Consider the following 16,111-nt stretch of genomic DNA (forward strand, 5'->3'; position numbering starts at 1 on the left):
TTATAATTTTTGTATTAAAGAAGCGCTGTTATTAGTAGGCTTATTTACATCTTTTGAAACTTCATGAAATATAAGATCTGGTGATTTACGTTCATTTAGAAACGCTGATCCTTGTAATTCTAAATTTAAATATCTATTAACATCCGCTTGATTAAGAATAACTGGTTGTCGGTGATGAATTTCCTTAATATTTTCTTTTGCTTCTTCTGTAATTAAACAAAACTGATCATCTTCAAATATTCCAGCAAAATAGATGGTATTGGTGTCTTTACGGGTAAAATAATGAGGAGTTTTTTCTTTCTCTTCCCTCTTCCATTCATAAAATCCATCCGCAACTGCAACACATCGATTATTTTTTATCAATTTTTTAAATGAAACCTTTTCATCTATGGTCTCAAGTCGTGCATTAATCAGAGCTTTAAAATCTTTATCTTTAGCCCAGCTTGGAACCAAACCCCATTTCAAAGATTCTAAGGTATTTCCATTTTTATATTTTTTTATAACTGGAAGTTTTTGATAAGGATGAGCATTATAGTTTTCACTATCTTCAACCTGAATTGCAGATTTAACTAGAGAACTAGTTTTAGTAACTGGATTTTTAACAACGTATCTTCCACACATTTTAAATTGTTTGTTCTTTCATCAAATCTTCGATTTGTTTTATCATGATTTCTGGAGATCGCATGGACGGATAAATCTCTTGTGCTTGTTTGTAACTTCTAATTGCTTTTTCAAAATTTTTTAATTGAATGTTCACTAAACCTTGTCCTGCTAAAGCACCAAAATGTCTTGGCTCTAATTCTAAGACTTTATCAATATCATCTTGTGATTTTTGATATTCTCCTAACATATAAAGTACAGTTGCTCTCTTATTCCAAGCTTCAGCCCAATTTTCATCAAGATTTATTACTTCAGTAAATATTTCTCTTGCTCTTTTTGGCTGTTGGTTTCTAACAAACATTGAACCTTCTTCTAAACGAGCAGTCAGCTTTTCATCAGTTGGATGAGTGCTCCATAAAGACCAAATTTCTTGTTCAACAATAGATGCTACTTTTGCTTTATTAACTTTGAGCTCATTAAATAATTGATTTAGCCTTATGTCTCGATCATTTGCAAAAGATTGCAATTGTGAAAGTAATAAAATTAAAATTACTATAAATGACTTTTTCATAATTAAATATTAACAAATATGAATAATAGAGTCTTTATTCTTAAAACAATTTGATCATATTTTTACAACTTCAAAATGAATTTATAAATTTATTAAGATGAAAATTCTTAAGGTTTGTAACAATTTGTTGTTTCTTTTTTTATATTATAAATACAAGTAATTAACTTAGGTTCAAATTGCATTTTTGACGAACCATTATTTTTAAGATTATACAATATTTTTTGATCATTTATTAAAATTGTACTATCTAAATTATATCCATTTGATAGATAATGATTTACTGTTCTAAGATTTCCAAGAGAGTCGGCAATAGCTGAAGAAAAAATAAAATTTAAACAAAATAATGTAATTAGTACTTTTTTCATGAAACGATTATTTCACTTTAAATTATTATATGGAAAAAAAAATATTTATTTATCAAAAAATCTCTTTATTGCTTAATAGATTTAAATATTTTGTTTATTTTTTAGTGATTTTTAGGACTATAGAAGATCAATGAATTTTTTAAAAAATTTGATTAAAGGTGACTACGGACTTGGTAAAACATTCTGGGTTTATGGAACCCTATACCAGTTAATATTTAGCTTAATAATTTTTATAACATTTTTTTTTGCTTTAGATTCAATTGATAAATCTCTTATAAATTATAATCAAAATCCTGAGTTAATTATTAAACAAATTTTTTCTAATATTAATAATTTTTACGCAACAATACTCGTAATAGAGTTAGCAATACTGTTGATTTATACATTAATAATTACTGTTGCGATGTGGAGAAGTGCAAGTAATAATAAAAATTGGTTTTGGCCAAGAGTTGTGAAAGTTTCTATAGCACTTTCTGTAGTTTATTATTTATATAAATTGATAATATTCCTAGAATTATTTGGTTAAAATCATCAAGTATTTTGATTTTTATTCTTGCAGTTGTAAAATAAAATTTCTTTTTCCTTTTCTTTTTCTTTTTGATTAATATTTTTTGTTATTTCGTGAATAAGTTCTCCTGTTTTAAAAGTTAAAACAGCTGATTCTGAATAATTTTTATTTTCATCAAAAGCTTGAATTAAAACGATATCTTTATTAGAAATTTTTACGTCTAGTTCAATTTTATCAATAAAATTAGATAAATTTTTAATGTTTAATAGATTTGGTGATTTAGACTCTATTACTAATTTATTAATATCATCCCTCTTAATTTGATCTTTTGTGAATGTTTCAAAGTTATGATCTGGATTTTTTAAAATTACTTTTTCAAATGCACATGAAAGATTTAAATTTCTATCTATGATAATATTTGTATTCTGTGCATTGGCATAACCAAAACAAATAAAACTTAAAACTACAACAAATCTTTTCATTAAAAAGTCTTATAACTTTTTCTGATTGATTACTACGTCCACTAATATCGCAATCAACAAATTAAGCATTGTAATTCCACAAATAATTATAAAGCTGAAAAAATAAATCCAAGCCCACCAGTAAACATCTTGTAATGGTAGCATTACTTGTTCCCAACTAGATAGAGTTAAAACCTGAAACAACGTAATCATAGCAACTCCAACGTCGCTCCATCTTTCAGGAATATCTGTGCTAAATAAAATTGAGCCTATAGTTGCGTATATATAAAGAATGATAAACAATAATAATCCAACATAAAACACTCTTTTGACGGAAGTAAGCAGCGCTTCAATGATTTTTTTTAATTCTGGAACAACTGAAATAATTCTTAATACTCTAAATACTCTTAATAATCTTAAAAGTAAGAAGCTAGAATTATTAGGTATAGGAATTAATGAAATTAAAACAATTAAAGTATCAAATACATTCCATCCACTTTTAAAAAAGTGTAGTTTTTTAGGCTCTCCAACAAATCTAATTATAATTTCGATTACAAAAAATATAGTAATTGAATAATCTAAATAGTTAATTGCTTGTCTGGTAAGATCACTTAATTCATAAGTGTTAACTCCAATTGTAATTGCATTTAATATGATAATTGAAATAACAACAAATTGGAAAATTCTGCTTTCTTTAAGATTATATAAAAATTTATTCATTTAATTTAAAATATTAATAATACTTTTTTTAATAGTTTCACTTACTTTAATTGTTCCTTCTTTATTTGGGTGAATTCCATCTTGTTGATTTAAATTTGGATTGAGTGCAACTCCCTCAAGTAAAAATGGGATCAAGGGTAAGTTATATTTTTTTGATAGTTTTGGATAGATTGCATCAAACCTTTTTTTGTATTCAGCACCATGTGTGGTTGGAGCAACCATGCCTGCAATTACTATTTTGATTTTTTTATTATTAGCTATCTTTATAATTTCTTCTAAATTCTTCTCAGTTTCCTCTGGTTTTATTCCTCTCAACATATCATTGGCGCCTAAACCTAAAATGATTAAGTCAATACCAGGTTCTGATAAACTCCATTCAGCAATATTTAATCCTCCTGAAGATGTGCTTCCAGAAACACTGCCATTAATTATCTTTATATTTAAACCATCTTTTTTAAAATTATCTTCTAATACTACAGATAAATGATGTTCTTTAGGTAAACCATATCCAGCCATCAAACTATCGCCAAATAAGACAACCTTTTCTATTGCGAAAGCGTTTATGTGCACTAGAAAGATCATCAAAATTTTTATAAATAAACTTTTATTCATGAATGATCTTCTTAAATTAAAAAAAATAAATCTCAAATACCAAACTGGTAAAGAAAGTATCAGTGTTTTAAAGAATATTGATCTTACTATTAAGAAAAAAGAGACAGTTTCTGTCGTAGGTGAAAGTGGATCTGGTAAAACTAGTTTAATAATGTTGGTTGGAGGACTAGAAAAACCAACTTCAGGTAAAATTGTTTTTCAAGATCAAGAAATAACAGGTTTAAATGAAGATGAAGTTTCAGAGATTAGAAAGAAGAATATTGGAATTATATTTCAATCTTTCTATTTAATTCCAAACTACACAGCAGTTGAAAACGTTGCTTTAACATTAGAATTAAATAATTTTAAAAATCCTGAGAGTGAGGCAAAAAATTTGTTAGATAGATTTGGTTTAAAGCACCGATTTTATAATTTACCTAGTCAGTTATCTGGTGGTGAACAGCAAAGAGTTGCAATTGCAAGAGCTATAGCAATGAAGCCTGAATTAATCCTAGCTGATGAACCTACTGGAAACTTGGATACTGAAAACTCATTAATGATTTCAGATATTCTATTTAAATATGTAAAAGAGGAAGGGTCTTCCTTAATCATGGTAACGCACGATCCAAAACTTGCAAACAAAGCAAAAAGAAAAATCAAAATAAAAGATGGAAAAATTAAATAATCGATCTGAATTTAGTTTGATTTTTAAATATGCTTTAAAGGATTTAAGCAGAAACTATCACAAAATCTCAAGTATTATTGTTACTCTATTTATCAGTCTCTTTATATTAAGTGCTATTTTTACTATTGAAGATAGTCTTAAAAAAGAACTGAACGATAATGCAAAAGCCTTATTAGGTGGTGATTTAGAAATTGATTACAATCGTAACCAAGGAAATCTAGAATTAGTTAATCAGGTAAAAGAATTTGCAACTGTATCTCAAATGATTGAGTTCAGCACTATGCTTTCAACAACTGGAAGAGAAAAAAACAAATCTTTATTCACTAGAATAAAAACAGTTGATGAAAAATACCCGTTATATGGAGAAGTAGTATTTGAGCCTGAAGGTGCATATGAGCGAATGCAAAAAGAACCAAACACTATTTTAATAAATGAAAGCTTATCAAAAACACTAAACATAAAACTTAATGAACAAGTTAAAGTTCAAGACCAAAACTTTACAGTTATTGGAATTATAAAATCAGTTCCTGATGTAAGTGGATTTGTTGCTTTTGGTGATTGGGCGCTAGCAGGAAAACAAACTTTAGAAATATTAAAACTAAATGGTATAGGAAGCTTTTTAAACTACGAATACAAAGTAAAATTTAATGAAGGAGATAACCCTGAAGAATTAGAACAAAGAATTGAAAATATTTTTAAAGATGATCAAAAAGTAAAACTTCGTTATCCTGAAAATTCAGCGAGTGGAATAAAGAGAATAATTAATAATTTTTCACAATTTTTATCTCTTGTTTCAATAAGTGCAATGTTGATTGCTGGTATTGGAATTGCAAACACCCTTCTCTCTTTTATTAACCAAAACAATATGTCAATTGCTGTTAGAAAAGCAGTTGGATTTTACTCAGGAAATATAAAGACACTTTATTATCTTCAATTATTAATTTTGTTGTTTGTAATCACAGTTGTTTCCTATGGATCTAGTTTTTTAATAGTCCCTATTGCCGACAAATACTTATCAGATGGACTTGGATTAAATGTTTATCCAGTATTTTCTATAGTTAATTTTATTAAAATATTTTTAGTAGGTTTATTGGTACTTGTAATATTTTCTATCCCAACAATAAGTTCAATTGACCAAGTAAAAGCCTCTAATTTATTTAGAAATGTTTTTCAAAACTTACAATTTTATTATTCAAAAAAATCTGTTGTTTTAAGTTTTATTTTGCTCTCTATTTTGGTTTTGTTATTTACAGTTGGTTCAGAGCAACCAACTTACAGTCTTGGGTACTTTGCTGCATTTTTTGTGTGTTTGATTGTATTTTTCTTTCTTTCAAGAATAATTATATTTTTTCTTAAAAAATTTAAATCAAGCTCCAATATCTCATTAAAGGTATCAATTAAAAATATCACTCAAACTAAAAGTATCACTCCAATTACTATTATGTCTTTAGGGTTGGGAGTTACATTACTTTTAACGTTGGCGTTAGTTGGAACAAATTTTCAAAGAGAAATTGCTAAATCAATTCCTGATATTGCACCTGATTATTTCTTTGTGGGTATTCAAAAAGGAGAACGTGAAAAATTTGAACAAGGAATATTAAAAATGGATCCAAATGCAGACATTGAAGTTGTTCCAATGGTTTCATCTGGCATTACAAAAATTAATGGTATTAATCCAAATACTTATATTAAACCTGATAATGATAGTTATTGGGTAATTGGAAGTGAGAGAAGATCTTCATGGGTGGAAGATGTTCCTGAAGATAATCCATTAGTTGCTGGAGAATGGTGGGATTTGAATAAACCAAATCAACTTCAGATATCTTTAGACGCTAAAGTTGCAAGAGATTTTAACATTCAATTAGGAGATATTTTTACTTTAAATATATATGGAAGAGAAATTGATGGAGAGGTAGTTAATTTTAGAGAAGTTGATTATCGTGATTTAAGTATAAACTTTGCAATGCTATTTAATCCTCAATTTGCTCAAAATATTCCTCATGAATATTTAGCAACAGCAAAATTTAATTCTGATAAATTTGATGAAACTGAAATGCTAGAAGTTATGCCTAGCTTATCCATGATTAAAATTGCGGATTATCTCACAAAAGTGACAGCTGTGCTAAATAAAGTATTCATTGCAGTTACTCTGATATCAGCTGTAACAATTGTTATTGGTTTAATTGTTATTTCGAGTGCAATTATGGTTCAAGGTAAAGTTAAAGAGTATCAAAACTTAGTATTTAAAATTCTAGGCTTTTCAAAAAGAGAAATAATCCTCTCATCATTAATAGAATTCATTATTATCTTTAAATCGGTCATACTGATTGCAATATTCTTTGCAGTAATTGGTTCTAAATTTATTATGGAAAATATCTTTGAACTTGTTTGGGTGTTTGATTTTAAAGTTTTAATCTACTTAGGTTTTTCAATTGGATTTGTAACATTGATATTGATTATGTTAACAAATTTAAAGTATTTAAATCCAAAAGTTTACCCTTTGATTAGAAATCAATAATTAAAATTTAGTAATTTTACTATCTAAAGCAATTACATTTAATTCTACTTTAAGTTTTGGAAATCTTTTTTTAATTTCTTTTTTAAGTTTATTAAATGAGTCTTGGTGTATTTTTTTTTCATTAGGAGGTGTAAATTCTTTTTTTCCATTAGCAATTTTTGCAGCACCACAATCTTTGTGATTAATAACAATAAGCTTTTCTATTTTATGAAGCTGAATTGAAGTTCCAAGATTATCATAAAAAGTATTATGCCATTTTTTAAATTTATTATGTGTGACACCAACCGCAGCACCAGCAATAGTGAAAGCACTGTACTTACCAGTTAATTTTTTTTTCTTTAAATGATTGTGAACTAAATGTTGAAATCTTGGGTCCATACAAGATAACACCATTGCTTTAAACTTTGACTTCATGAATTAAACTCCACTTTATACATTGCCTCATTCCTTCTATTCATTGGAAGGGTAAAAGGACTATCATATGTAGCTCTAATAGGTGGACTTATAATTGAAATATTATTTTTGTTTAACTCTTTTTCTAGGATTTCTTTATGTTTTATGAAATTTCCATCAGAAGCTCGACCAGAATATCTAAGCACAGCATAATATCCTCCTTCAATATTTACTATTCTTATATCATCTCTACTTGGGTTAGGTACATTATCTGAATTAAACTTTGAAGGTAAATAAAACTGCATAGTCATATTTCCATTTTTTTCGATTTGAGTAACCGGAGTGGTCATTGCTATCTTTTCTTGAGCATCATTTCTTCCAGAAATATAATTAAATAATTTTCTAAAATTACTATCTATTCCTACTCTAGAGGTTTCAACTGCTAAACGATCAGAATATTTTCTAATCTCATAAATTTCATTTTTATCTACTACCTCATACTTTGCTTCTTCATTAGCCATGACAATAGAATACGGTAAAACAAAGAAAGTACAAAATAGAAGAATTAATAGTTTTTTTAACTTCATGGTTAAATAACTTTATATTCAAAATTTTGTGTAGTTTCATTAATTTGAACTAATTTTGCTCCATTTCTTTCATGAAAATTCGTTGCCATTTCTGTTAAAGGTGAGAGTGTTACTAATCTATTTAAATGATTAGATTTTTTTATCTTTTTAAACACTTCTTTTACAATTAACTTTCCTCCACCCTTTTTCTTTGACCATACTGTATAAGCAATAGCAATTTGACCCCCTTTTTGATCTCTCATTGCACTTTGTAAAAAAGCATCAGTACTTAATTTTTCAAGTTCATCTACACTTTTGGGAATTTCATTAGTATAAGCAAAACACATAACAGCATGAATTTCGCCTTGATACTCAACTCCATAAATTTTTCTTCCAAATCCTGTTCTAAATTCATTATCTAATTCTGGTCGAACTGGATCTTCCTCTGCATTACATTCTTTAAGTTCAACAAGTTTAGCACCTTTTACCCAACCGAAAAAATTATCAATTTTTTTATTAAGAACTTGCTTATTTTTTCTAATACGAGCTTTTATTCTAGGATTAAATTTTTTTTTCATATTAAATAATCATATAAAAGTTTTGAACTACTTATAAAAATCAAAATATACAAAATATTATAAAATAATTTTTCGTTTATAATTTTAATTAATCGATAACCAATTAGTATTCCTATAAAAGCAATTGGAAATAAAAATACTGATTGTTTAAAAGTCACTAAATTTGTCATTGAAAGGTTAATATATAAAGGAAGTTTTATTAGATTAACAAAAGTAAAAAATATAATTCTTGTTCCCACATAAATTTCTTTCTGCATTCTTAAAGGAAGCATATAAACACTTACAGGTGTTCCTCCTGCATGGACACAGAAACTTGTAAAGCCAGCTATGACAGAACAAATACTTCCTTTGATAGAATTTTTTTGAGATTTAGCTTCTTTATCTTTTTTAAAAAAAAAATAATGACCTGCAAAAATAAATCCCATTAAACCAATCATAAATTTTAATAGATCTTCAGAAAAATATGTGAATGTGAAAGATGCAATTATTATTCCAACAGCAGCAAATGGAACCATTAACTTTAAAGTACCTAAGTCATATTCTTTTCTATATTTATAAACTGCAATAAAATCTGAAAATATTAAAATTGGTAAAATTATTCCTAACGCTTGGTTCAAAGGCATTACAATGGTCATTAATGGAATAGATATTAATGTCATCGATCCACCCAAACCTGATTTTGCTATACCGTACAAAATTATTGCTGGAACAACTGTGAAGAAAAATAAAAAGTTTATTTCCATTTATTTAATGAATTTAATAGTTTTGATCCTAAAGGACTAATTGGTTCTTGAAGAATTATTTCTTTTCCTGTTTTTTGTTTAACCAACTGTAACAATTTTGTTGCTATTCCCCTTTTTCTAAAAATTGGATTAACAAAAATGTATTCGACTTCTCCCTTTTCATTAAATCTAACAAAGCCTAGTGTTGTATTTTCATTTTTATAAGTAAAAACACCATCTGCTTCATCTAATTTATAAGTAGATAAATCAATGCTGTTCATAAATCCTAGTAATTAAGGAGCAAAAGGATAATTGCTATTGCAGCAACTATAGAACTAACAACGATATAATTAAGCTTTATGTTGAACTTTTTCTCAACAAAACCAGTTATTTTTTCCCAAAATAATACGATCAGAAAAATTATTATGGCAGGTAAAATATATTTAATCATAGTTTAAGATTTATCGTCACTAACATAAACAGAAACCCCACGACTATTTAAGTCAACGTCGAATTTTTTATGTAGTGGTGGAAATGCTCTTTGTGAACAATCTAATCTGTCACAGGTTCTACATGAAACACCAATAGGAATTTCCGTTGATTTATCATTAATGTTCATATTTTCAGTATAAATAAAATCTTTTGCATATTTTGCTTCGCAACCTAAACCAATCGATAATACATTTTTAGATTGTCCAAATCTTCCAATTCCTTTTTCCACAGTTTTTGCAATACAAACATATTTTTCACCATTATTCATTTTGCTAACTGCCGTATGTAAAACTCCTGGAGTAGTGAATGCAGTGTAAACATTCCATCTTGGACATGCTCCACCATATCTTGGTATATCAATTCCAGATAGAGAAAATCTTTTTGAAATATTTCCAGCCATATCAACTCTTAAGAAATGAAATGGAATACCTGGTAGTTTTGGATCTTGCAAACATGTAACTCTGTGAGCTACTTGTTCAAATGAAGTTGCAAATGTATTTTGCAATAGCTCTAAATCATATTTTAGTTTTTTACATTCAGAATGAAATAGTTTGTATGGCATCAAAATTGCAGCACCACAATAATTTAACAAAGCAACTTTAGTAAGTTTTTTTGACTCTTCTGATGGAAAGCTAAATTTAGTTAAATAATATTCAACATCTTTAATTGCACCCAGTTGTGCAATTTGAGAGGCAGCATGTAATTTTTTTGTTTCTAAAGAACTATAATCACTAAGTAATAACTCTTTTTTATTTTTGTTATAAATTTTTGAAAATGGTTTATCCTCATCAGGAATGACATCTTTTACGGTGATTGAATATTCTGACTGTAAATAATCACATAGAGATAAATATCTTGTTCGATTATTTTTTTGAATTTTATTAAAAACTTTATTTGCAAACTCTTCTAGCTTTGGAAAATAATTTTTATTCTCTTGAAAAAAATCAACTACTACTTCTCCAGGAAAAGAATTTTTTCTATTATCTACAATTTTACCTGAAATTTTTTCAATCTTACTTATTAATTCATGATCTTTTTTTTTAAGAATATCTCCAAGTCTTACAATTGCTTTTCCAATCTTTGGGTTGGTGCTTACTAAATCTTTCACCTCTGGACCTAAAATATCTAAGTCTTCAAATAAACTATCATCTAAAATTTCAGAAATTGTATTTTGAAGATTGATATCTGTCTTTGATGTAAGATCTGATAATTGAATATTTAGTTTTTCACAAACATTTAAAAGTAAATCGCCATCTATTTTTCTTTTACCGCTTTCAATTAAGTTCAAATAACTAGGAGAAATGCTTAAATCTTCAGCTAATTTGTTGGCTTGTAGCCCAAGTTGTCTTCTAAAAGCTCTTATTTTTGGCCCTATTTTAAGATCTATTTGACTCATTTTACTATTTGTAAATTTTGTAAATTTATTTTTACAATATTTTTTCCCTATTTACAAAGCTTTTTAACGTTTTTTATAGATTTTGTAAATTTTGTAAAATATATGACTCGTATGGATAAAAACTTAAAAAACACAGAAAATGAAGCTCAAATCATCAAAAAAGAGGATTTAGATCACCATCATAATAAAGGAATTTACATGAGAGATGATCATTGTGATTGGGGTTCAAGTGGAATGAGTGAACTAATCGAAGCTTTAAACGATAGTAACTAATTCAACTTTTTCAATTTTCTAAAAAAAAGGATTATAAATAATGAGTGCAGAGAAAATCTCTTATGAGTTAAAAAGATATGCTGGTATCAAACGAGACTACACTGATCAAGAAGTGGAGAGATTAAGAGGTTCAATTAAAATTGAATACTCACTTTGCAAAAATCAATCTGAAAAACTTTGGAAATTATTAAATACTGAAGCTTATGTTAATACACTTGGTTCTTTGTCAGGTAACCAAGCTGTTCAACATGCAAAAGCTGGATTAAAAGCAATATATCTAAGTGGTTGGCAAGTTGCAGCAGATGCTAATACTGCTGGAGAAATGTATCCAGATCAATCTTTATATCCTTATGATAGTGCTCCTAAATTAGTTGAGTCTATGAACAACTCTTTAATTAGAGCAGATCAAATTCAACATATGGAAACACAAGATGGTGATATGAAACCTGAAGAAAAAGTTGATTATATGCTTCCAATTATAGCTGATGGTGAAGCGGGTTTTGGTGGACCATTAAATGTATTTGAATTAACTAAAAAATTTATAAGAGCTGGTGCTGCAGGTGTTCACTTTGAAGACCAATTAGCTAGCGAAAAGAAATGTGGTCATATGGGTGGAAAAGTTCTTGTTCCAACCGGCACTATGGTCAAAAACCTAAAAGCTGCAAGATTAGCTGCTGATATTGCAGAAGTTCCACTAATTATATTGGCAAGAACAGATGCTAATGCTGCAAAACTTATTACAAATGATTTTGATGAAAATGATAAACCATTTTTAACTGGCGAAAGATCTCCTGAAGGTTTTCATTATGTTAAAGATGGAATTGAACAAGCTATCTCTAGAGGTTTAGCTTATGCACCGTATGCTGATTTAATTTGGTGTGAAACAGCTACTCCTAATTTAGCTGAAGCCAAAAGATTTGCAGATGCAATTCATGAGAAATTTCCTGGAAAACTATTAGCTTACAATTGTTCTCCATCATTCAATTGGAAAAAACATTTAAGTGATGACGAGATTGCTTCATTCCAACAAGAAATTGCTAAAATGGGTTACAAATTCCAGTTCATTACTCTTGCTGGATTTCATACTCAAAACATTGCAATTTTTGAGCTTGCTGAAAAATATAGAAAAGAAGGTATGGCTGCATATTCTAGAATTCAACAACAAGAATTTGCTAGAGAAAAAGATGGCTATACTAGTGTTAAGCACCAAAGAGAAGTTGGTACATCTTATTTTGATGCAGTCTCAAATACTATTAGCAGCGGCCAAAGCTCAACAACAGCTATGGCTGGATCTACTGAATCTGAACAATTTTAAAAAAAATACTTTCCCTCTCCATTTTTTTTAGTAGCCCTTAATTGGGCTATTTTTTTATTTGTAATTAATACTCAGACTGTTAAGGGTCACAAATGTCTAATAAAAACTTTGGTTTTGGAACACAAATAAGAAAGTCTCCATATTTTGATGCTACTGTAAAATGGGGAGCAACAGGTTTTTCTGTATATAATCACATGTATATTCCAAGGGATTTTGGAAGTCCTGAGCAAAACTTTTGGAACCTTATTGAAAAATCAATTTTATGTGATGTTGCAGTCGAAAGACAGGTTGAGATCACTGGTCCTGATGCATATAAATTTACTCAGCTTTTAACTCCTAGAGATCTTTCAAAGTTATCAGTTGGACAATGTAAATATGTTTTAATTGTAAATAATGATGGTGGAATTTTAAATGATCCAGTTTTATTAAGACTAGCTGAAAATCATTTCTGGTTATCTTTAGCAGATAGTGATGTTTTGTTATGGGCACAAGGTGTTGCAGTTAACTCAGGTTTAGATGTTAAAATATCTGAACCAGATGTATCCCCTCTACAGTTACAAGGCCCTACCTCACAAGAAATAATGGTCAAACTATTTGGTGAAGATATCAGAGATCTTAAATATTATTGGTTAAGAGAATATGAACTTGATGGAATTCCATTAATTGTATCAAGAACTGGTTGGTCAAGTGAACTTGGTTACGAAATATATTTAAGAGATGGCTCAAGAGGTAATGAACTTTATGAAAAAATAATGGAAGCTGGTAAAGAACATGGTATTCAACCTGGTCATACATCCTCTATTAGAAGAATAGAAGGTGGTATGCTTTCTTATCACGCAGATGCAGATATTCATACAAATCCATTCGAATTAGGATTTGATCGATTAGTTAATTTAGATGCTGATATAAATTTTATAGGTAAAGAAGCACTTAAAAAAATCAAGCAAGAAGGAATTAAAAGAAAACAAGTTGGTCTTATCATTGATTGTGATCCATTATCAGGACCAAACACAACTTTTTGGCAGATTGAAAAAGATGGCAAGAAAATTGGTAAGGTAACTTCAGCTGTATATTCACCTAGATTAAAAAAGAATATTGCACTTGCAATGATTGAAGTTAATCATTCAGAATTAGGTAATAAATTAAATATAGAAACTCACGAAGGAAAATATTCAGCTACAATAGTAGAAAAACCTTTTTACGATCCAAAAAAGAAAATAGCTAGTAGCTAAGATTTAATATTGTATCCTTTTTTCAATAGAACTGTAACCACAGTTACACATGACATCAAAAATACTACCATTGAAATAACACTCACCCAAATATTGAAATCTGAAACACCATAAAAGGCAAATCTTAAACCATTAATTAAATAAACAACTGGGTTAAAATAAGTAACTGTTTGCCAGAACTCAGGCAACATATCTAAAGAATATAAACTACCACCTAAAAATACCATTGGCGTAATAACTAAAGTTGGAATGATAGACATTTGCTCAAAATTAGAGCTCATTAAACCAATTAAAAAACCAAATAGAGCAAATGTAAATGCTACTAATACTAATAAAAATATCATTAATAATGGATACATTACTTGAACCTCAACAAAGAACGTTGATGTTAAAAATATTACCAATCCAACAATAAGAGTTTTAGTAGCACCTGCACCAACAAAAGCTAAAACAATTTCAAAAGTTGAAATTGGTGCAGCTAAAATTTCATAAATAGTTCCATTAAATTTTGGAAAAAATATCCCAAATGAAGTGTTACTGATAGATTGAGTTAACAACGTTAACATTAAAAGACCAGGAACAATAAAAGATCCATAACTAATTCCATCAATCTTTTCTACATATCCACCAATTACAGATCCAAAAACAATAAAATAAAGAGAGGTTGATAGAACTGGTGAAAATAATGATTGCATCAATGTTCTCTTAAATCGATCCATTTCATGTAAGTACATTGCTCTAAATGCGTAATAATTAAACTTCATTGTTCTCCTTTACTAATGTCACAAATATTTTCTCTAAAGTAGTTTGTTCAGTTTTTAAATCTTGTAATTTTAAATTTGCATCTTTTAAATCTTGTAACAAGTTAGTTATTCCAGTGCTTTTAGCTCTAACATTATATGTGTAATTAATTGATTTTTTATCTTCTCCGATTTCTAGATTATACTTATCTAAACTGCTTGGGATTTCAGTGATTTCTTCTTGAAGATCTACTGTAAGCTTTTTATGTCCCATTTTTTTCAATAATTCTTTTGTTTCATCAACAACGATAATTTCTCCTTGATTGATTACTCCTACTCTATCAGCGATAGCCTCTGCTTCTTCAATATAATGAGTGGTAAGAATAATAGTAACACCAGTTTTTCTTAGTGTTTCAACTACCTTCCACATGTCTTGACGCAATTCAACATCCACACCAGCCGTTGGCTCATCTAAAAATAATATAGTTGGCTCGTGAGACAATGCTTTTGCAATTAATACCCGCCTCTTCATTCCTCCAGACAACTGTCTTAATCTTAAATCTTTTTTATCCCATAAGCTTAAGTCTTTTAAAATTTTTTCAATATGTTTTGGATCTGGTTTTTTTCCATACAAACCTCTTGAATAAGAAACATTGTTAAATACAGTTTCAAATTGTTCTAAGGTTAATTCTTGTGGAACTAATCCAATTCTAGATCTTGTTTCTCTATAATCATCAATGATATCAAAATCATCTACTGTAACTTTTCCTGAAGATGGTCTAACGATTCCACAAATAATACTTATAAGGGTAGTTTTACCTGCACCATTTGGTCCAAGCATTGCAAAAATTTCACCTTTTTTAATGTTTAGGTTTATTTTCTTTAATGCTTCAAAGCCATTATCGTAGACTTTTGATAGATTATTTATGCTTATTTGATCTGACATGAACTAGGCATATATAGAGACAATTTATTGTATTACAATATTTTAAAATTTGTTTACAACCCACCATTAATGAGAAAAATTTTTGTATTTATTTGTTTTATCTTTGCATTCACAGCTAATGGGATGGCTAAAGAAACAACTTACACTAAAGAGTTGTTTGACAAGGCTTTAGCGGATGGAAAAGTTGTAGTGGTTAGTTCTTGGGTTAAATATTGCACATCTTGTGCTAGTCAAATGAAAGTTCTTGATAAAGCAAAAAATGATTTTGATAATATTGAATACTTTAAATTTGATGTAACCAATAAAGAAATTGCTAAATTTTTTAATGTTCAATATCAAACGACACTTTTAATTTTTAAAGATAATAAAGAAGTTTACAGAAGCATTGGTGAGACAACCAAAGATCTTATTTATGATGCTTTAAAATCAGTTATCTAAA

At 28.4% G+C, this 16,111-nt stretch carries 21 protein-coding genes; 7 read left to right on the forward strand and 14 right to left on the reverse strand.

Going from position 1 to position 16,111, the window contains the following annotated elements:
• The 3 genes from ACTTA5_RS02530 to ACTTA5_RS02540 all read right to left on the reverse strand — a co-directional run bounded on the left by ACTTA5_RS02530 (position 1) and on the right by ACTTA5_RS02540 (position 1,536).
• Positions 1-621 (reverse strand): SOS response-associated peptidase, encoded by a 621-nt coding sequence (locus ACTTA5_RS02530; protein WP_440618575.1) that lies wholly within the window; start codon positions 619-621, stop codon positions 1-3.
• 1 nt (position 622) lies between these two features.
• Complete coding sequence (locus ACTTA5_RS02535) at positions 623-1,171, reverse strand: tetratricopeptide repeat protein (protein WP_440647658.1); 549 nt, start codon at positions 1,169-1,171, stop codon at positions 623-625.
• Between the two features lie 107 nt (positions 1,172-1,278).
• Positions 1,279-1,536 (reverse strand): hypothetical protein, encoded by a 258-nt coding sequence (locus ACTTA5_RS02540; protein WP_440647660.1) that lies wholly within the window; start codon positions 1,534-1,536, stop codon positions 1,279-1,281.
• Positions 1,537-1,666: 130 nt separating this feature from the next.
• Here ACTTA5_RS02540 and ACTTA5_RS02545 point away from each other — a divergent pair, with 130 nt between their 5' ends.
• The gene (locus ACTTA5_RS02545; protein ID WP_440618578.1) at positions 1,667-2,062 is read left to right on the forward strand and encodes a hypothetical protein; all 396 of its coding nucleotides are present in this window, start codon (positions 1,667-1,669) and stop codon (positions 2,060-2,062) included.
• Between the two features lie 5 nt (positions 2,063-2,067).
• Here ACTTA5_RS02545 and ACTTA5_RS02550 read toward each other — a convergent pair whose 3' ends face one another.
• From ACTTA5_RS02550 to ACTTA5_RS02560, 3 genes are read right to left on the reverse strand one after another with little or no spacing between them, the layout of a single operon-like run.
• Positions 2,068-2,526, reverse strand: a complete 459-nt coding sequence (locus ACTTA5_RS02550; RefSeq protein ID WP_440647662.1) for a hypothetical protein — start codon at positions 2,524-2,526, stop codon at positions 2,068-2,070.
• A gap of 9 nt (positions 2,527-2,535) precedes the next feature.
• Positions 2,536-3,225, reverse strand: a complete 690-nt coding sequence (locus tag ACTTA5_RS02555; RefSeq protein ID WP_440647664.1) for an ion transporter — start codon at positions 3,223-3,225, stop codon at positions 2,536-2,538.
• Entirely contained in the window at positions 3,226-3,837 is a 612-nt protein-coding gene (locus tag ACTTA5_RS02560) for an arylesterase (RefSeq protein ID WP_440647666.1), read from the reverse strand. It lies immediately after the preceding gene.
• Between ACTTA5_RS02560 and ACTTA5_RS02565 the strand changes: the two genes are divergently transcribed.
• Both ACTTA5_RS02565 and ACTTA5_RS02570 read left to right on the forward strand, forming a co-directional pair.
• On the forward strand, positions 3,836-4,501 hold the full coding sequence (locus tag ACTTA5_RS02565; protein ID WP_440647668.1) for an ABC transporter ATP-binding protein: 666 nt from the start codon (positions 3,836-3,838) through the stop codon (positions 4,499-4,501). The genes ACTTA5_RS02560 and ACTTA5_RS02565 overlap by 2 nt on opposite strands.
• On the forward strand, positions 4,485-7,019 hold the full coding sequence (locus tag ACTTA5_RS02570) for an ABC transporter permease (protein ID WP_440647670.1): 2,535 nt from the start codon (positions 4,485-4,487) through the stop codon (positions 7,017-7,019). Before ACTTA5_RS02565 ends, ACTTA5_RS02570 begins: the two co-directional genes overlap by 17 nt.
• On the opposite strand, the gene ACTTA5_RS02575 is transcribed toward ACTTA5_RS02570, so the two are convergent.
• From ACTTA5_RS02575 to ACTTA5_RS02600, 6 genes are all read right to left on the reverse strand, one after another.
• Positions 7,020-7,433: a carbonic anhydrase gene (locus tag ACTTA5_RS02575; RefSeq protein ID WP_440647672.1), complete on the reverse strand. Its 414-nt coding sequence runs from the start codon at positions 7,431-7,433 to the stop codon at positions 7,020-7,022.
• On the reverse strand, positions 7,430-7,999 hold the full coding sequence (locus ACTTA5_RS02580) for an SOUL family heme-binding protein (protein ID WP_440647674.1): 570 nt from the start codon (positions 7,997-7,999) through the stop codon (positions 7,430-7,432). Before ACTTA5_RS02580 ends, ACTTA5_RS02575 begins: the two co-directional genes overlap by 4 nt.
• A gap of 2 nt (positions 8,000-8,001) precedes the next feature.
• Complete coding sequence (locus tag ACTTA5_RS02585) at positions 8,002-8,556, reverse strand: hypothetical protein (RefSeq protein ID WP_440647676.1); 555 nt, start codon at positions 8,554-8,556, stop codon at positions 8,002-8,004.
• The gene (locus ACTTA5_RS02590) at positions 8,553-9,299 is read right to left on the reverse strand and encodes a sulfite exporter TauE/SafE family protein (protein ID WP_440647678.1); all 747 of its coding nucleotides are present in this window, start codon (positions 9,297-9,299) and stop codon (positions 8,553-8,555) included. The genes ACTTA5_RS02585 and ACTTA5_RS02590 overlap by 4 nt, the downstream gene beginning before the upstream one ends.
• Positions 9,290-9,559, reverse strand: coding sequence for a GNAT family N-acetyltransferase (locus tag ACTTA5_RS02595; RefSeq protein ID WP_440647680.1), 270 nt, complete (start codon positions 9,557-9,559; stop codon positions 9,290-9,292). The genes ACTTA5_RS02590 and ACTTA5_RS02595 overlap by 10 nt, the downstream gene beginning before the upstream one ends.
• Before the next feature lie 173 nt (positions 9,560-9,732).
• Positions 9,733-11,166 carry a helix-turn-helix domain-containing protein gene (locus tag ACTTA5_RS02600; protein ID WP_440647682.1) on the reverse strand — a complete coding sequence of 478 codons (1,434 nt, stop codon included), beginning with the start codon at positions 11,164-11,166 and terminating at the stop codon, positions 9,733-9,735.
• Between the two features lie 111 nt (positions 11,167-11,277).
• Here ACTTA5_RS02600 and ACTTA5_RS02605 point away from each other — a divergent pair, with 111 nt between their 5' ends.
• From ACTTA5_RS02605 to ACTTA5_RS02615, 3 genes are all read left to right on the forward strand, one after another.
• The gene (locus ACTTA5_RS02605; protein ID WP_440647684.1) at positions 11,278-11,439 is read left to right on the forward strand and encodes a hypothetical protein; all 162 of its coding nucleotides are present in this window, start codon (positions 11,278-11,280) and stop codon (positions 11,437-11,439) included.
• Positions 11,440-11,479: 40 nt separating this feature from the next.
• On the forward strand, positions 11,480-12,754 hold the full coding sequence (gene aceA, locus ACTTA5_RS02610; protein ID WP_440647686.1) for an isocitrate lyase: 1,275 nt from the start codon (positions 11,480-11,482) through the stop codon (positions 12,752-12,754).
• Positions 12,755-12,846: 92 nt separating this feature from the next.
• Positions 12,847-13,986, forward strand: coding sequence for a glycine cleavage T C-terminal barrel domain-containing protein (locus tag ACTTA5_RS02615; protein ID WP_440647688.1), 1,140 nt, complete (start codon positions 12,847-12,849; stop codon positions 13,984-13,986).
• Here ACTTA5_RS02615 and ACTTA5_RS02620 read toward each other — a convergent pair.
• Together ACTTA5_RS02620 and ACTTA5_RS02625 are read right to left on the reverse strand one after the other, a co-directional pair.
• Positions 13,983-14,750, reverse strand: a complete 768-nt coding sequence (locus tag ACTTA5_RS02620) for an ABC transporter permease (RefSeq protein ID WP_262589435.1) — start codon at positions 14,748-14,750, stop codon at positions 13,983-13,985. The genes ACTTA5_RS02615 and ACTTA5_RS02620 overlap by 4 nt on opposite strands.
• On the reverse strand, positions 14,740-15,672 hold the full coding sequence (locus ACTTA5_RS02625) for an ABC transporter ATP-binding protein (RefSeq protein ID WP_262589436.1): 933 nt from the start codon (positions 15,670-15,672) through the stop codon (positions 14,740-14,742). Before ACTTA5_RS02625 ends, ACTTA5_RS02620 begins: the two co-directional genes overlap by 11 nt.
• A gap of 69 nt (positions 15,673-15,741) precedes the next feature.
• Between ACTTA5_RS02625 and ACTTA5_RS02630 the strand changes: the two genes are divergently transcribed.
• On the forward strand, positions 15,742-16,110 hold the full coding sequence (locus tag ACTTA5_RS02630; RefSeq protein ID WP_440647690.1) for a thioredoxin family protein: 369 nt from the start codon (positions 15,742-15,744) through the stop codon (positions 16,108-16,110).
• The last annotated feature ends 1 nt before the right edge of the window (position 16,111 follow it).

The sequence above is a fragment of the Candidatus Pelagibacter sp. HIMB1521 genome (assembly GCF_052047875.1).
Classification (GTDB): Bacteria; Pseudomonadota; Alphaproteobacteria; order Pelagibacterales; family Pelagibacteraceae; genus Pelagibacter.

What these genes read in the sequence shown, in the direction of transcription:
- ACTTA5_RS02530 (WP_440618575.1), bottom strand. Translation starts at nt 621, where the DNA reads ATGTGTGGAAGATACGTTGTTAAAAATCCAGTTACTAAAACTAGTTCT.
- ACTTA5_RS02535 (WP_440647658.1), bottom strand. Translation starts at nt 1,171, where the DNA reads ATGAAAAAGTCATTTATAGTAATTTTAATTTTATTACTTTCACAATTG.
- ACTTA5_RS02540 (WP_440647660.1), bottom strand. Translation starts at nt 1,536, where the DNA reads ATGAAAAAAGTACTAATTACATTATTTTGTTTAAATTTTATTTTTTCT.
- ACTTA5_RS02545 (WP_440618578.1), top strand. Translation starts at nt 1,667, where the DNA reads ATGAATTTTTTAAAAAATTTGATTAAAGGTGACTACGGACTTGGTAAA.
- ACTTA5_RS02550 (WP_440647662.1), bottom strand. Translation starts at nt 2,526, where the DNA reads ATGAAAAGATTTGTTGTAGTTTTAAGTTTTATTTGTTTTGGTTATGCC.
- ACTTA5_RS02555 (WP_440647664.1), bottom strand. Translation starts at nt 3,225, where the DNA reads ATGAATAAATTTTTATATAATCTTAAAGAAAGCAGAATTTTCCAATTT.
- ACTTA5_RS02565 (WP_440647668.1), top strand. Translation starts at nt 3,836, where the DNA reads ATGAATGATCTTCTTAAATTAAAAAAAATAAATCTCAAATACCAAACT.
- ACTTA5_RS02560 (WP_440647666.1), bottom strand. Translation starts at nt 3,837, where the DNA reads ATGAATAAAAGTTTATTTATAAAAATTTTGATGATCTTTCTAGTGCAC.
- ACTTA5_RS02570 (WP_440647670.1), top strand. Translation starts at nt 4,485, where the DNA reads ATGGAAAAATTAAATAATCGATCTGAATTTAGTTTGATTTTTAAATAT.
- ACTTA5_RS02575 (WP_440647672.1), bottom strand. Translation starts at nt 7,433, where the DNA reads ATGAAGTCAAAGTTTAAAGCAATGGTGTTATCTTGTATGGACCCAAGA.
- ACTTA5_RS02580 (WP_440647674.1), bottom strand. Translation starts at nt 7,999, where the DNA reads ATGAAGTTAAAAAAACTATTAATTCTTCTATTTTGTACTTTCTTTGTT.
- ACTTA5_RS02585 (WP_440647676.1), bottom strand. Translation starts at nt 8,556, where the DNA reads ATGAAAAAAAAATTTAATCCTAGAATAAAAGCTCGTATTAGAAAAAAT.
- ACTTA5_RS02590 (WP_440647678.1), bottom strand. Translation starts at nt 9,299, where the DNA reads ATGGAAATAAACTTTTTATTTTTCTTCACAGTTGTTCCAGCAATAATT.
- ACTTA5_RS02595 (WP_440647680.1), bottom strand. Translation starts at nt 9,559, where the DNA reads ATGAACAGCATTGATTTATCTACTTATAAATTAGATGAAGCAGATGGT.
- ACTTA5_RS02600 (WP_440647682.1), bottom strand. Translation starts at nt 11,166, where the DNA reads ATGAGTCAAATAGATCTTAAAATAGGGCCAAAAATAAGAGCTTTTAGA.
- ACTTA5_RS02605 (WP_440647684.1), top strand. Translation starts at nt 11,278, where the DNA reads ATGGATAAAAACTTAAAAAACACAGAAAATGAAGCTCAAATCATCAAA.
- aceA (WP_440647686.1), top strand. Translation starts at nt 11,480, where the DNA reads ATGAGTGCAGAGAAAATCTCTTATGAGTTAAAAAGATATGCTGGTATC.
- ACTTA5_RS02615 (WP_440647688.1), top strand. Translation starts at nt 12,847, where the DNA reads ATGTCTAATAAAAACTTTGGTTTTGGAACACAAATAAGAAAGTCTCCA.
- ACTTA5_RS02620 (WP_262589435.1), bottom strand. Translation starts at nt 14,750, where the DNA reads ATGAAGTTTAATTATTACGCATTTAGAGCAATGTACTTACATGAAATG.
- ACTTA5_RS02625 (WP_262589436.1), bottom strand. Translation starts at nt 15,672, where the DNA reads ATGTCAGATCAAATAAGCATAAATAATCTATCAAAAGTCTACGATAAT.
- ACTTA5_RS02630 (WP_440647690.1), top strand. Translation starts at nt 15,742, where the DNA reads ATGAGAAAAATTTTTGTATTTATTTGTTTTATCTTTGCATTCACAGCT.